This window comes from Pseudomonas moraviensis, assembly GCF_900105805.1.
Lineage (GTDB): Bacteria > Pseudomonadota > Gammaproteobacteria > Pseudomonadales > Pseudomonadaceae > Aquipseudomonas > Aquipseudomonas moraviensis_A.
Window position 1 is genome coordinate 5728298 of the sequence record NZ_LT629788.1, and the last position, 13760, is coordinate 5742057.

Consider the following 13760-nt stretch of genomic DNA (forward strand, 5'->3'; position numbering starts at 1 on the left):
TCCAATGCAGGAGCTGCCGTAGGCTGCGATCTTTTGATCTGTGTCTCATAGTGGCACTGTGCAATTAAAGAAAGCCATCAACAGGCCGATTTGCTGACATCCTCCCCGTCTACACTGTGGGGCCAATCAGTCAGGGAGCACCCCATGAGCTTCGGCAAAACCACCCCGATCCTGCGGATCTTCGATGAGGCCAAGGCTGTAGAGTTTTACGTCGATTTTCTCGGTTTCAAGATCGACTGGCAGCATCGCTTCGAAGCGAATTTCCCGCTGTATCTGCAGGTGTCGCGCGGTGAGTGTGTGCTGCATTTGTCCGAGCATCACGGCGATGCCTGCCCGGGTTCCGCGCTGCGTATCGAAACCGATGAGCTGGAGGTGTTTCAGCAGCAGCTGATGGCCAAGGACTATAGGTTTTCCCATCCGCAGATTCAGGCGATGCCGTGGGGCAGTCAGGACATGACCATCGCTGATCCGTTTGGTAATCGGTTGGTGTTTACCAATGCGATCAGTCTTTGATCTGCATGCCTGAGATCAAAAGCCCCTCACCCTAGCCCTCTCCCGGAGGGAGAGGGGACCGACCGAGTTGCCCGTGCTTCAAACGTCGACCTGAACGACCGTGTCGAATATGGATTCACAGCGATCATTTCTGGTCGGCGTATTTCGTGAGCATCGCACGGTCGGCCCCCTCTCCCTCTGGGAGAGGGCTGGGGTGAGGGCAACCCCTGACACCCCACTAAAACCAGTCCACACCAAATCCCCCAAAAACCCTCAATCAGTCGGCACCAACCGATCCAGCACCCGATTCACTGCCATCTCCGCGACCATCACAATCTGCGCAATGCCCTGCAACGTCTTGCGTTGCGCTCCGTTCACCAGCCCCGCCTGATCGTTGAGCATCACCGTCGCCGACCCCAGGGTTTCGCAGGCATCGGCCAGCAGCGATTCGTTGTCGGCGTCGGGATTGGCCATGTACAGCGTGTTGGATTTGTAGGGCGGGGCCATGAATTCAGCGCTGGATGGGCCGAGGTAATGATCGAGGGCGCGGTCGGCGGCTTCGTGGAATTTCTTGGACTCGGGGGATTCGTAGGGCGATGCCGGGTCGGTGGGTGGCGGGTTTGGGGTTACTTTGAACATGAATGCTTGCCTCTTATGAAGCTGCATCCGTTTCGCCGCTAAGCAAAGGGAGGCAGCTGTGCGCAAGTTAGCGGACCGGTAAGCATTCAACCCGGTGCATCCGAAGATGCCATGCGCACAGCCACCATCGAGTGCAGGCGTGAGCCTGACCGGATTGGACTTGTACAACCGGAATGCTGTCCGAGCCGCTAAGCTCGATCACTGAGAAATCAGTGACCGAATCAAGTTACCGGCAGGCCTCCGGAGGCACAAGCCGGCGGATTCTGGCGCAGGCGTAGGCAGCGGCGCAAGGAATTGTGGGTGGTTTCGCGGAATACCGGGTTGATTTAAACAGCTGCGGCAAAGCTTGTTTAAGCGGTGTAGCGGCTGGCCTCATCGCGAGCAGGCTCACTCCTACAGTTGATCTTCGGTGAACGCAGATTTCGCATACGCCACAAATCCCTGTAGGAGTGAGCCTGCTCGCGATAGGTACCGCACATTCACCGCCGATTCCGCAGCCGAAACTCCCCCGGCGGCATCCCGCGCCAGCTCTTGAACGTGCGATGAAACGAGCGCGGTTCGGTAAAGCCCAGATACTGCGCAATGTCCTGAATCGGCAACGTGCTATTAAGCAAATAGTGCTCCGCCAACTCCTGACGCAGCTCATCGAGAATCTGCTGATACGACGTCCCGGCCTGCTGCAATTGCCGCTGCAACGTGCGCACCGACACGCTGAGCTGCTCCGCCACTTGCTCCTTGCGCGGCAAGCCCTCCTTGAGCAAACCGCGCAGGATGTTTTTCACCTGCTGCGCCAGCGACGCCTCTTCCAGCGTCGCCAGCAAACCCATCGCGTGTTCTTCCAGGGTTCGCAGCAATTGCGCATCGGCCTGACGCAGCGGCAGCTGCAAATACGCCAGCGGCACCACCAGCGCCGAATACGCCTGATCGAACCGCACCGGGCAACCGAAAAACGCCTCGTACTCGGCCAGCGTCACCTCATCCGGCCGCGCATGCTCCAGCCACACGCAGGCCGGCGACAGCTGCGTGTCGGCGATCCAGCGCGCGTAGTGCAGCCACGAACCGAGCACGTTTTCCACCAGATGCCGACGAATCCGTGGCCGCTCGTAGCGGCAGGTCCAGATCAGATGCACGTGCTCGCCCTGCACCTCGGCGCGGCTGACGCCCATGTCGCCGACGAGTTTTTCGAATGGCATGATCCGGCTCATCGCATCGCCCAGCGTCGCGCAATTCATGGTGATGTAACCGAGCACGCTCCATGAATTGGGCAGGACGAAATTTGCCGCGTGCAGCCCGAACAAGCCATCGCCCGAGTGCTCGCAGAAATAGTCCAGCAAGCGCTCGTGAATCTCACCCGGCAGGCGCAAGGTGTTGTCGCTCAACTGCTGCGCCTGCAACCCGGCCGCCGCCAACGCAGGCTCGATGGCCATGCCCAACTGTTCGGCATGGCGCAGGTATTTGAGCAGCGGCGGAACGGAAGTGAAGCCGAGCGATGGCATGGTCGCGGTCCTTTGATCGACGGCGCGTGAGCGAATGAATGCCGCAAGGTAAGTGGATTGCCCGGCGAAAGTAAATGCCCGGACGTTTGGCGCCATTCGCTACAGGATCTGGCCGGATGCGACCGTGACAGATCCCCAGCGCTGACTAGTATGCAAGCTTGATCCGACGGCAAAAAAAGGAAACACGCATGCGACGCTGGAACGGCTGGGGAGAGGCAGGCACGGTGGTCGAACTGCCGGCCCAAGGCGCGACGTTTCTCCACGAACGCTTGGGCGCTGGCCGGGCGCTGCCCGATGCGACGTTGGCAGCGGCGTTGGCGCAAGTGCCGACCTCGCGCTTGGTGCCGCATCGCTTGTACAGCGTCGACACTCACGATCGCCTGCTGCACGCGCGCGGCCAGAGCCTGCCGGACTGGCTGGCGTTGCGTGAAGGTGCGCTGGGCACTTATCCCGATGCCGTGGCCTTTCCGGAAACCGCCGAGCAGATCCGCCAATTGCTGGCCCTCGCCCATGATCAGGATCTGTGCCTGATTCCCTATGGCGGCGGCACGTCAGTGGCCGGACACATCAATCCGCCGACATCCGCGCGCCCGGTACTGACGGTGTCGCTGGCGCGGATGAATCGCCTGACCGACCTCGACGAACAGAGCCTGCTGGCGACATTCGGCCCCGGCGCCAGCGGGCCGCAGGTGGAAAGCCAATTGCGCGCGCGCGGCTACACGCTGGGGCATTTTCCGCAGTCGTGGGAGCTGTCGACGCTGGGCGGTTGGGTGGCCAGTCGTTCCAGTGGTCAGCAGTCGTTGCGCTACGGGCGGATCGAGCAATTGTTTGCCGGCGGCACCCTGGAAACGTTCGCCGGTCCTTTGCAGATTCCGACGTTCCCGGCGTCGGCGGCAGGTCCCGATCTGCGGGAAATGGTGCTCGGGTGCGAAGGCCGTTTTGGGATCATTTCCGAGGTCAAGGTGCGGGTCAGTGCGTTGCCGGCGGACGAACGTTTCTATGGCGTGTTTCTGCCCGACTGGCCGCAGGCGCTGCAAGCGATCCGGCAACTGGCGCAGGCGCGCGTGCCGCTGTCGATGCTGCGCCTGTCGAACGCTGTGGAAACCGAAACGCAACTGGCGCTGGCCGGCCATCCGCAACAGATCGCCTGGCTGGAGAAGTACCTCAAGCTGCGCGGCGCCGGCGACGGCAAATGCCTGCTGACTTTCGGCGTCACCGGCAATCGCCAGCAAAACGCACTGTCGCTGAAACAGGCGCGCGCGCATCTGAAATCCTTCGGCGGCGTCTTCACCGGCACGCTGCTGGGCAAGAAGTGGGCGCAGAACCGCTTTCGTTTTCCTTACCTGCGCGAGAACCTGTGGAACGCCGGTTACGTGGTCGATACCCTTGAAACCGCCACCGACTGGAGCAACGTCGACCACTTGCTCGCCCTCATCGAAAACAGCCTGCGCGACGCCTTGGCCGCCGAGGGCGAACGCGTGCATGTGTTCACTCACCTGTCCCACGTTTATGGCGAAGGCTCAAGCATCTACACCACCTATGTGTTTCGCCCGGCGGCGGACTATGCCGCAACGCTGGCGCGCTGGCGGATGCTCAAACACGCGGCCAGCCAGACCATCGTCGACCACCACGGCACCATCAGTCATCAGCACGGCGTCGGCAAGGATCACGCGCCCTATCTGCTACGGGAAAAAGGCCCGCTGGCGATGCAAACCTTGCAGGCGCTGAGCGAACATTTCGACCCGGAAGGGCGCCTCAATCCCGGCACGCTGTTGCCAGAGTCAAAGCCATGAATGCGAACTGGAACGCGCAATGGCGCGAGCAGATGCTGCCGACGCTGGCGGATCAAACCTGGGACCTGATCGTCATCGGCGGCGGCATCAGCGGCGCCGGGATCGTCCGCGAAGCCGCGCGCCGAGGCTGGCGCTGTCTGCTGCTGGAGCAGCGGGATTTTGCCTGGGGCACCTCCAGCCGATCGTCGAAAATGGTCCACGGCGGTTTGCGTTACATCGCCAAGGGCCAGTGGCGCCTGACCCGCGATTCCGTGCGCGAGCGCCAGCGCTTGCTTGACGAAGCGCCGGGGTTGGTCGAGCCGATGAGTTTCATGATGCCGCACTATCGCGGCGGCTTTCCCGGGCCGCGCGTCATGGGCGGCTTGCTCTCGGTTTACGACGCGCTGGCGGGGCGGCGCAACCATGCTTTTCATGACGCGCTGCAACTGCGTTTTCTCGCGCCGGGGGTGAAGGAAAACGGTTTGCTCGGCGGCAGCTGTTTTGTCGATGCACTGACCGATGACGCGCGGCTGGTGATGCGCGTACTGCGCGAGGCTCGGGATGACGGCGCGGTGGTGCTCAATGGTGTGCGGGTCACGCAACTGCTGCGTGAAGACGGGCGGGTGTGCGGGGTTCAGGTTGAGGATTGCGAGGGCAGCACGACGCTGCAACTGCGCTCCGCTGTGCTGGCCGTGGCCACGGGTGCATGGGCTGAGCGCTTGCGTCCCGCTGAAGCTGTGAAGCAATTGCGACCGTTGCGCGGTAGTCATCTGTTACTGCCGGGCTGGCGCTTGCCGGTGGCGCAGGCGTTCACCTTTCTGCATGAGCGCGACCGGCGCCCGGTGTTTGTCTTTCCCTGGGAAGGCGCGACGGTGGTCGGCACCACGGATCTCGATCACCGCGACGATCTCGACCAGAGCGCGCGTATTTCCAGCGAAGAACTCGACTACCTGCTCGCCGCGTGCCAGCAGCAATTTCCCGGCGCCGAAGTAGGCGTCGACGACGTGCTGTCGACCTGGTCAGGCGTGCGTCCAGTAGTGGGCAGCGCGGCGGGTGCGCATCAAGACAAACCATCGAACGAAACCCGCGAACATGTGCTGTGGCAGGAGCCCGGTTGCGTGACATTGGCCGGTGGCAAACTGACCACATTTCGACCGCAAGCGATCGAAGTGCTCAAGGCTTGTGCGGCGATGCTTGGGCGTTCTTTTGTCGACGACGGTGCGCCGGTGTTCGCCGCTGTGCCGCCGCTGACGATTGCGGGACTGAGCGGCAATCAATGGCGACGCTTGGCCGGGCGTCACGGTCGAGACCTGCCGAGGCTGGCGCAATTGCTTGGCGAACTCGGTCTGGAAACGGTTGGCGCCACCGACAAGTTGTGGGCAGAACTGGCGTTTGCCTGCGAGGCGGAAATGGTCGTGCATCTGGATGATCTGTTGCTGCGCCGCACCCGTTTGGGCCTGTTGCTGCCGCGCGGTGGCGAGGATTATTTGCCTGCGATCCGCACGCTGTGCCAGCCACGATTGGCTTGGAACGATGAGCGCTGGCAAACGGAAATCCAGCGCTACCGCTTGCTGTGGCTGCGCGATCATGGCTTGCCGGAGATCACGCCATGAAATACCTATTAGCGATCGACAACGGCACCCAGAGCGTGCGTGCGTTGCTCTTCGATCTGCAGGGCAATCTGCTCGGCAAAGGCAAAGTCGATCTGCAGGCGTACTACTCGACGCAACCCGGTTGGGCCGAGCAGGACCCGGAGTACTACTGGACGAAACTCGGCGAAGCCTGTCAGCAACTCTGGCAGCAGACCGGCATCGACCGTGCGCAGATTGCCGGGGTGTCCCTGACTACTCAGCGCGGCACCGTGATCAATGTCGACGCCGAGGGCAAACCGCTGCGCCCGGCAATTGTCTGGCTCGATCAACGTCAGGCTGAGGTCGAGGGCGGCATCAAAGGGCCGTGGGGCTGGCTGTTCAAACTGGTCGGCGCCCAAGCGACGGTGGATTATTTCCGCGCCCAGGCCGAGGCCAACTGGATCGCCCGGCATCAACCCGAGGTGTGGGCGGCGACTGACAAATATTTACTGCTTTCTGGCTTTCTTACCCATCGCTTGTGCGGGCGCTTCGTCGATTCCGTGGGCTGCTGCGTCGGCTATCTGCCCTTCGACTTCAAACGGCTGAAATGGGCGGCCCCGCGTGACTGGAAATGGCAGGCACTGGCGGTGCGCCCGCAGCAGTTGCCGACCCTGCACAAACCCGGCGAAACCCTCGGCTACATCACCGCCGAAGCCGCTCGCCACACGGGCATTCCCGAAGGCCTACCGCTGATTGCCGCTGGCGCGGACAAGGCCTGCGAAGTGATCGGCTCCGGCGTGGTCGATGCGAACACCGTGTGCCTGTCCTACGGCACCACCGCGACCATCACCAGCACCCGCTCACGCTACCTGGAAATTGTCCCGCTGATCCCGCCGTACCCCTCGGCCGTGCCCGATCAGTACAACTGCGAAGTGATGATCTATCGCGGCTACTGGATGGTCAGCTGGTTCAAGAACCAGTTCGGCCTGCGCGAGATGCAACAGGCGAAAGCGCAAGGGATCGAACCGGAGCAACTGTTCGACGCCCTGGTCGATGAAGTGCCGCCGGGCTCGATGGGCCTGATGCTGCAACCCTACTGGTCACCGGGGATTCGCGAACCGGGGGTGGAGGCCAAAGGCGCGATGATCGGCTTCGGCGACGTGCACACCCGCGCGCATATTTACCGCGCGATTCTCGAAGGACTGGCCTACGCGCTGCGCCAAGGCATGGAGAATATCGAGCGACGCTCAAAGGTCTCGATCAAACGCCTGCGCGTCGCCGGCGGCGGCTCGCAAAGTGACGCCGCCATGCAACTGACCGCCAACATCTTCGGCCTGCCGGCAGAGCGCCCGCATGTGTATGAAGCGTCCGGGTTGGGGGCGGCGATTTGTTGTGCGGTGGGGTTGGGATTGCACAAGGATTTCCCATCGGCCATTGCCGCGATGACTCGGGTGGGGGCGGTGTTCACGCCGCAGCCTGAGGCGCAGAAGGTTTATGAGCAGTTGTACAGAGAAGTGTATTTGCGGATGTATCGGCAGCTTAAACCGCTTTATCAGAGCATCCGCAAAATAACCGGATATCCCGTGTAGGAGTGAGCCTGCTCGCGATAGCGGAGTGTCAGTCAGCCTACCTGTTACTGACCCACCGCTATCGCGAGCAGGCTCACTCCTACAAGGGCATCCCGGTGTATTTGAGATGGCACTGCCGTTCGGCGGGCCTCACTTCAATCAGACCTGAATATGCTAGCCTGCAATCAATGATTTCATTGATTGCAGGAGGACGACATGGCTAGCATCACTATTCGAAACCTTGACGAGACGCTCAAGGAGCAGCTGCGCATTACCGCTGCACACAATGGACATTCCATGGAAGAAGAAGCTCGGCTGATTCTGGGCCGAGCGCTCACCAAGATTGATCGTGCCGGAGGGCTCGGCAGTCGGATTCACCAGCGTTTCAGCGCCGAGGGCGGAGTCGACCTCGAGCTGCCTGCGCGTGCAGAGAAACCGGTCGGTGTGGACTTCTCTGAATGATAGTGCTCGATACCAACGTTCTATCCGAATTCATGCGCATCGAACCCGAGGCTCAAGTGCTGGCCTGGGTGGATGCGCAACCGGCCATGGACCTGGCCATCAGCGCGATCACTGTGGCGGAGATACTGCACGGCATCGCTCGATTACCTTCCGGCAAGCGCAAACAAAAACTCCAGGCCCACGCGTTGGCAATGTTCGAAGAGGATTTTGCCGGGCGGATTTTGCCATTCGATGCGCACGCGGCCGTCGAGTACGCGACGCTGGTCGCCGATGCAGAGGCGAAGGGGCGAGGGATTGCAATGGCCGATGCGCAAATCGCAGCGATCTGCCGAGACCGCGGAGCTGCGATTGGTACGCGCAATGTTCGGGATTTCGAGTTTTCCGGGATTGAAGTGATCAATCCGTGGCAGGTCTGAAAATCTGCTCTGTCATTTAAACCGTTTCGCGAGCAAGCTCGCTCCCACAGGGATTTTCGTGGTGTTCAAAATCCGGTGAGTCACGCAAATCCAAATGTGGGAGTGAGCCTGCTCGCGAAGGTGGAGTGTCAGGCACTGTTGATTTGATTGATCCACCGCCATCGCGAGCAGGCTCACTCCTACACGGTATCCGAGATGTTCACAGATTTTGTGTTCGACCTGGGACCTGTAGGAGTGAGCCTGCTCGCGATTCGGTTTCAGCTACAGCGCAAAACCAAAATCAAACGCGGAAGTGGCTGACCATCTGCTGCAACTGACCACCTAACCGCGCCAGTTCAACACTCGACGCTGCCGTCTCATCACTCGCCGCTGCGGTCTGTTCGGACACGTCGCGGACGTTGATGATGCTGCGGCTGATCTCTTCGGCTACGGCGCTTTGCTGTTCGGCAGCGGCGGCGATCTGCTGGTTCATCGACTGGATGTTCGACACCGTGCGGGTGATGTTTTCCAGGGAGGCGCCGGCCTTGCGCGTCAGGGCGACGCTGCTGTCGGTCAGCGCGCGGCTGTTGTTCATCACTGCCGAGACTTGCTGGGTGCCGTTCTGCAGACCGGCGACCAGACCTTCGATTTCCTCGGTGGATTTCTGTGTGCGCTGAGCCAGACCACGCACCTCGTCGGCGACCACGGCAAAACCGCGCCCGGCTTCACCGGCACGCGCGGCTTCGATCGCGGCGTTGAGCGCGAGCAGGTTGGTCTGTTCGGCGACAGCCTTGATCACGTCCATGACGCTGCCGATCTTGTCGCTTTCCTGCTGCAACACGCTCATCGCTTCGGTGGAACGCACCACTTCGCTGGCCAGACGCTCGATCTGTGCGATGGCCTCATTCACCACCTTGTCGCCTTCACGGGCTTCGCCATCCGCAGCAGCAGCGGCTTGCGACGCTTCCTCGGCATTGCGCGCAACTTCCTGCACGGTGGCAGTCATTTCGTGCATCGCGGTGGCGACCTGATCGGTCTCGACTTTCTGGCTGTTCACACCGGCGCTGGTCTGCTCGGTTACAGCCGACAACTCTTCAGCGGCGCTGGCAATCTGGGTGACGCCGTCGCGGATGCCGCTGATCAAATCACGCAGGGTCACGCCCATGCGCGCGATGCCTTGCTGCAACACGCCGAGCTCATCGCGACGGGTGACGGTGACGTTCTGGGTCAGGTCGCCGCTGGCGATGCGCTCGACCACGGCCAGGGTTTCCTGCAACGGACGGGTGATCTGACGGGTGATGATCACCGCCGCAATCACGCCAACCAACAGCGCCAGCAAGGTGCTGATCAACTGGAAGGTGCGCGCCTGGGCGCTTTCGGCGTCACGGCGATCAAGCTGAATCTGATACAGCTGCTCGCTCAGGGCGACGATGGTGGTGCCCTGATCGGTCATTTCCTTGCGCGCCTGCACGGCATCGGTGTTGGCGTTCTTGTACGCCATCAACGCGCTGCGATAGCTGGTCAGCGCGGTTTCCAATTGGCGCAGGGCATCCTGCTGAGTCGCGGCAAATTGCGTATTCAGCGGCTTTAGGCTGGCGATGGCTGCGTCGATCTGGCCGACGGCTTTCTGCTCGGTCTCGGCATTGCTGGTTGCGGTGTAACCACGCACTTCATAACGCGCGAGGATGAACGCTTCCTTCGCCGCAGTAACAGCCTGGAACTGCTCGAAACGCTGATCGCTCAACTCCATCTGCTGCACGCGCTGGCTGATCGATTCGATCAGGTTGTACGCGGTCTGAGCGTTGACGCTCATGGTGTCGCGGGCGCTGTTGCCGGTGCGATAGGCGTTGCGCATTTTGTTCAGCGAGGTCTGGTATTCAGCGATGGTCGCCGCCTGCTGCTTGAGCAGCGCGACGTTCTCCGGGCTCTTGAATTTGCTGATCAGCGCCTGCTGCTGCGCGGCGAAACTTTCCAGAGTGGTCTGCACATTCTGCGCGGCGGTTTCGTCGCCATTGGTCAGCATGTATTGCAGGCGCACCACGCGCAGTTTGGTCAGGCCAGCGTTGAGCTGGGTGATGTCGCTCATCCAGTTGCTGCGGTCGATCAGGCCACCAAGGCTGGTCCAGCCGGTCAGCGCCAGAATGCAGGTCAGGGCCAGCACCAGGCCGAAGCCCAGGCCGAGTTTCATGTTCACGCTGATGTTACCGAACCAGCTATTCATGCAAATCCTCCAGAAACGTTGGGTTTCTTGGTCGTCAGTTAAGCTGGAAGATTGTTGTTCTTTTGAGCCAGCAGGGGTGTTAGCAGGTCTGTATCGGCCGCAAACCCGAGAGCTGAAAGGATTTTTGTCTGACAGATTTCGTGCAACTCAACCCAGGCGCCGCGACCAGCGCTGATCCGGCGCCTCGAACCCCGGATTGACCAGCGCCGTCAGCACATGATCCTGCCAACGCCCGGCGATGTTCAGATACGCCTTCGCATACCCCTCACGCTCAAAACCCAAACGCTCAAGCAAACGCGCACTGCGCTCATTGCCCGGAATGTAATTGGCCATGATCCGATGCAGATTCTGCACATCGAACATATAACCAATCCCCGCCTCCAGCCCCTCCTGCATCAAACCCTGCCCCTGATGCGCCTCATCGATGTGATAACCCAAATAACACGCCTGAAACGCACCCCGAATAATCCCGCTGAAATTACACGCCCCGATCATCTGCTGACCGTCCGCCGACAGCAGAGCGAAATGCATCGCCAATCCGGCCTCGAAGGCACTGGCCTGGATCTCGAGGCGACGGTGGATGTTGGCGGTGGAGAAGTAATCGGTGGTGCGGATGGGCGACCAGCGCGCCAGGTGCCGCTGGTTGCGTAGGTAGAAAGCGCTTTCGAGCTCGGCCTGATCGGGGGAGAGGATCGCCAGCGTCAGGCGCGGGCAGGGCAGGGATAACAGCGGCATCGAGCGCTCCTTGGCGAGGGATCTGCAGGCAGAGTCGCGCATATGCTGGGGAGCGGCAAGGTGTGCTGGATGGCAGACGAAAAAAAGCCCGCTAGGAGCGCGGGCGAACCGTAGTTTCTTGAATGAGCGAGTGGACTTTACAGGCTGTCCCGGCTGGGCGCAGTGAAGAAAAATTCATGTCGAAACAGGCGCATCAATTTTTCGCCATACTTTCTGACGGGCCGCTACCCATAAACCGCTAACGGCTTCAATGCCTGCAAAACCAAGCGATGATTTTCAGAACATCTTTGCTCACAAATTCGCGCATGGCGAAATTTTGATACTACACGTCGAGTTGGCGGGAGCGACGAAAGACTGGCGGCGATTATTGTTTTCGCACAAATGCAGGAAACAAAAATCATGCTGCCGTTGATTGAAAGAACAGACAGTCACGTTCATTTTTTTACTTCGCAAGACCTGCGCCGAGTGCCCACTGCGCTGCCCTATGCATTACCTGAGCCGCACTCCCTGACGGCTTATCTGGATAACCTGATGGCTGCCGGTATTGCTCCGACGCTGATCAATAACGTCCATCTCAGTATTCTGCCGGACTCGGAAAACGTATTTGCCTCGTTTGACGAACTCAAGAATCTTCAGGCAGTCGACCCTCAGCGCTACGGCGGCGTTAGGTTAGTGGGCACGATCAAGGCATATCCGGCTTACGCCACCAAAGAACGGCTCTCGCACCCACAGGTGATTGGCGCCCGCATCGTGTTGCACGATGCACGGCCGGAAAGCGTTTCTCCCACCCAGTTCAGCGATGAGCAATGGCTGGCGTTTTATCAACGCCTGCAACCGCAGCAGCATCTGCACATTTACGCGAAAGAAGCCGAGACGAATTTGCGCGTACTGCGCCAAATCCCTCGCGATGTGCGGGTCATCATCGATCACCTTGGCACTTGCCACCCCGAGCGCGGCATCACCGAGCCTGCCTGGATCGCGCTGCTTGCCGAAGCCAGCGTACGCGGCAACGTGTGCTTCAAGGGGCCCGGCTATCGCACCAACAGCCAACCCGAAGTAACCGCTCGTTTCGTGACGCAAATCGTCCGCGCAGTCGGCGCAGACAAGATCCTGCTGGAAGCAACCGATGCCCCGCATGTCGGAACGAACAACGACGGAGTGAAGTTTTCCGCGCTGTTCAATCCGACCAAGGCGTTCAACTTTGTTGATGCCGTTGCCCTGCATGTTTCCCAAGTAACCGAAATTCCTGTTGGCCAACTTCTGCGAGGAGCGTCTGGCCAGTTGGCAAGTTGATCTACGCCCACACCTCTCACTTCGAGATCACTCAGAAATGACGAACATTACAACAAGAGACATCAACTTCAGCGTCAACTACGGCGATGAAACACTCAGCCTCAAAGGCACGGTATTTCAGCCGGAACAACGCGATGCTGCGTCGCAAAAACTGCCACCGGTAATTTTCAACTCCGGCTTCACCGGCGGAGTCACGATGTATGGCCAGTTGTTCGGTCGCGCCCTGGCGGCCCTTGGTTATCGGGTCATGACGTACGACGTCGCAGGCTTCTTTTCCAACAAGCACATCCGTAACACCATCGAGTCCGGCGATAAAGTCATCACCAACGTCATTCTCGAAGACCAGAAAGATGAAGTGTTGGGGGCCGTTGCGTGGGCGCGGGAAAATTTCGGTGAGATGCCGGTAGTCGCATCGTGGGCGATGGGCTCGGTGGCAAGCCTTGGAGCGGTGGCTGAACTCGCCGCGGCCGGCGCCGAACAGATCCGCTTCTGGGTGCCGATGAGCTACACCAACATCCGCAAATTGCAGGCCTTGCGCGCAGATCCGGCGGCAGCGGATGCGGCCATCGCGCAACTCGCCGATGACGCGCCGATCCCGCCGTTCGACACCGGCACCGATGAGACCCGGCTGGGTTACTACCCACTGGATCCTGAAACTCAGGCCTACGTCGACCAGCAACTGGGCGGCTACACCGAAGCAGGCGGCGCTGATCGTTGGCCGGGCTGCACCTACGTGACGGCGAAATCCTACAAGTCCTACGTGCAATATGACCCGGAGCAATCCATCGAAGGCGCAAAAGGCTTCCCGCCCGCGCTGATCATTCACGGCGCTGACAACACGTTGCACATGCCGTCGGAGTCCGTGCGTCTGCATCAAAACTATCCGGGCGATGCCGGCCCGCACGCGTTGATCATTTCGAAAATGCAGCATGGTCAGCAGAATCAGGCCGACCACCCGGTGTTCAAATCGATGATCCAGAGCATCGACGAAGCCATCCGCGCGCGGGCCTGATCCGCTCGCCATTCTCCTGCGAGACCTCGGGTATCGAGGTCTCGCAGCGATTCCCCAGCCTCGCGGGGCTTGTCCTGTCTGGCTGAATGCGTGCCCAGCCCCTA

General features: G+C 60.6%; 12 protein-coding genes and 1 pseudogene. 8 read left to right on the plus strand and 5 right to left on the minus strand.

Annotated elements, in window-relative coordinates:
* Positions 1-144 precede the first annotated feature (144 nt).
* Positions 145-513: a glyoxalase superfamily protein gene (locus BLU71_RS25555; RefSeq protein ID WP_083354164.1), complete on the plus strand. Its 369-nt coding sequence runs from the start codon at positions 145-147 to the stop codon at positions 511-513.
* Positions 514-765: 252 nt separating this feature from the next.
* On the opposite strand, the gene BLU71_RS25560 is transcribed toward BLU71_RS25555, so the two are convergent.
* Positions 766-1131 (minus strand): DUF6124 family protein, encoded by a 366-nt coding sequence (locus BLU71_RS25560; protein WP_042608821.1) that lies wholly within the window; start codon positions 1129-1131, stop codon positions 766-768.
* A gap of 479 nt (positions 1132-1610) precedes the next feature.
* On the minus strand, positions 1611-2627 hold the full coding sequence (locus tag BLU71_RS25565) for an AraC family transcriptional regulator (RefSeq protein ID WP_083354165.1): 1017 nt from the start codon (positions 2625-2627) through the stop codon (positions 1611-1613).
* Positions 2628-2815: 188 nt separating this feature from the next.
* On the opposite strand from BLU71_RS25565, the gene BLU71_RS25570 reads away from it, so the two are divergent.
* From BLU71_RS25570 to BLU71_RS25590, 5 genes are all read left to right on the plus strand, one after another.
* Positions 2816-4420, plus strand: coding sequence for an FAD-binding oxidoreductase (locus tag BLU71_RS25570; RefSeq protein ID WP_083354166.1), 1605 nt, complete (start codon positions 2816-2818; stop codon positions 4418-4420).
* The gene (locus tag BLU71_RS25575; protein WP_083354167.1) at positions 4417-6012 is read left to right on the plus strand and encodes a glycerol-3-phosphate dehydrogenase/oxidase; all 1596 of its coding nucleotides are present in this window, start codon (positions 4417-4419) and stop codon (positions 6010-6012) included. The genes BLU71_RS25570 and BLU71_RS25575 overlap by 4 nt, the downstream gene beginning before the upstream one ends.
* Complete coding sequence (locus BLU71_RS25580) at positions 6009-7559, plus strand: FGGY-family carbohydrate kinase (RefSeq protein WP_083354168.1); 1551 nt, start codon at positions 6009-6011, stop codon at positions 7557-7559. Before BLU71_RS25575 ends, BLU71_RS25580 begins: the two co-directional genes overlap by 4 nt.
* A gap of 195 nt (positions 7560-7754) precedes the next feature.
* A complete protein-coding gene (locus BLU71_RS25585; protein ID WP_065615713.1) occupies positions 7755-8000 on the plus strand; it encodes a FitA-like ribbon-helix-helix domain-containing protein in 246 nt (81 codons plus the stop codon).
* Positions 7997-8416, plus strand: coding sequence for a type II toxin-antitoxin system VapC family toxin (locus BLU71_RS25590; RefSeq protein ID WP_064364523.1), 420 nt, complete (start codon positions 7997-7999; stop codon positions 8414-8416). Before BLU71_RS25585 ends, BLU71_RS25590 begins: the two co-directional genes overlap by 4 nt.
* Before the next feature lie 280 nt (positions 8417-8696).
* Here BLU71_RS25590 and BLU71_RS28245 read toward each other — a convergent pair whose 3' ends face one another.
* The 3 genes and pseudogenes from BLU71_RS28245 to BLU71_RS25600 all read right to left on the minus strand — a co-directional run bounded on the left by BLU71_RS28245 (position 8697) and on the right by BLU71_RS25600 (position 11351).
* Positions 8697-9560, minus strand: coding sequence for a methyl-accepting chemotaxis protein (locus BLU71_RS28245; protein WP_370593494.1), 864 nt, complete (start codon positions 9558-9560; stop codon positions 8697-8699).
* A gap of 42 nt (positions 9561-9602) precedes the next feature.
* Positions 9603-10481: pseudogene (locus BLU71_RS28250) on the minus strand (methyl-accepting chemotaxis protein); the annotation flags it as partial.
* A 282-nt stretch (positions 10482-10763) separates the two neighbouring features.
* A complete protein-coding gene (locus BLU71_RS25600; RefSeq protein ID WP_083354170.1) occupies positions 10764-11351 on the minus strand; it encodes a GNAT family N-acetyltransferase in 588 nt (195 codons plus the stop codon).
* 399 nt (positions 11352-11750) lie between these two features.
* On the opposite strand from BLU71_RS25600, the gene BLU71_RS25605 reads away from it, so the two are divergent.
* A complete protein-coding gene (locus BLU71_RS25605) occupies positions 11751-12644 on the plus strand; it encodes an amidohydrolase family protein (RefSeq protein WP_083354171.1) in 894 nt (297 codons plus the stop codon).
* A gap of 37 nt (positions 12645-12681) precedes the next feature.
* Positions 12682-13656, plus strand: a complete 975-nt coding sequence (locus BLU71_RS25610) for an alpha/beta hydrolase (RefSeq protein WP_083354172.1) — start codon at positions 12682-12684, stop codon at positions 13654-13656.
* Positions 13657-13760: the final 104 nt, after the last annotated feature.

What these genes read in the sequence shown, in the direction of transcription:
- BLU71_RS25580 (WP_083354168.1), top strand. Translation starts at nt 6,009, where the DNA reads ATGAAATACCTATTAGCGATCGACAACGGCACCCAGAGCGTGCGTGCG.
- BLU71_RS25605 (WP_083354171.1), top strand. Translation starts at nt 11,751, where the DNA reads ATGCTGCCGTTGATTGAAAGAACAGACAGTCACGTTCATTTTTTTACT.
- BLU71_RS25600 (WP_083354170.1), bottom strand. Translation starts at nt 11,351, where the DNA reads ATGCCGCTGTTATCCCTGCCCTGCCCGCGCCTGACGCTGGCGATCCTC.
- BLU71_RS28245 (WP_370593494.1), bottom strand. Translation starts at nt 9,560, where the DNA reads ATGGGCGTGACCCTGCGTGATTTGATCAGCGGCATCCGCGACGGCGTC.
- BLU71_RS25555 (WP_083354164.1), top strand. Translation starts at nt 145, where the DNA reads ATGAGCTTCGGCAAAACCACCCCGATCCTGCGGATCTTCGATGAGGCC.
- BLU71_RS25610 (WP_083354172.1), top strand. Translation starts at nt 12,682, where the DNA reads ATGACGAACATTACAACAAGAGACATCAACTTCAGCGTCAACTACGGC.
- BLU71_RS25585 (WP_065615713.1), top strand. Translation starts at nt 7,755, where the DNA reads ATGGCTAGCATCACTATTCGAAACCTTGACGAGACGCTCAAGGAGCAG.
- BLU71_RS25575 (WP_083354167.1), top strand. Translation starts at nt 4,417, where the DNA reads ATGAATGCGAACTGGAACGCGCAATGGCGCGAGCAGATGCTGCCGACG.
- BLU71_RS25560 (WP_042608821.1), bottom strand. Translation starts at nt 1,131, where the DNA reads ATGTTCAAAGTAACCCCAAACCCGCCACCCACCGACCCGGCATCGCCC.
- BLU71_RS25590 (WP_064364523.1), top strand. Translation starts at nt 7,997, where the DNA reads ATGATAGTGCTCGATACCAACGTTCTATCCGAATTCATGCGCATCGAA.
- BLU71_RS25565 (WP_083354165.1), bottom strand. Translation starts at nt 2,627, where the DNA reads ATGCCATCGCTCGGCTTCACTTCCGTTCCGCCGCTGCTCAAATACCTG.
- BLU71_RS25570 (WP_083354166.1), top strand. Translation starts at nt 2,816, where the DNA reads ATGCGACGCTGGAACGGCTGGGGAGAGGCAGGCACGGTGGTCGAACTG.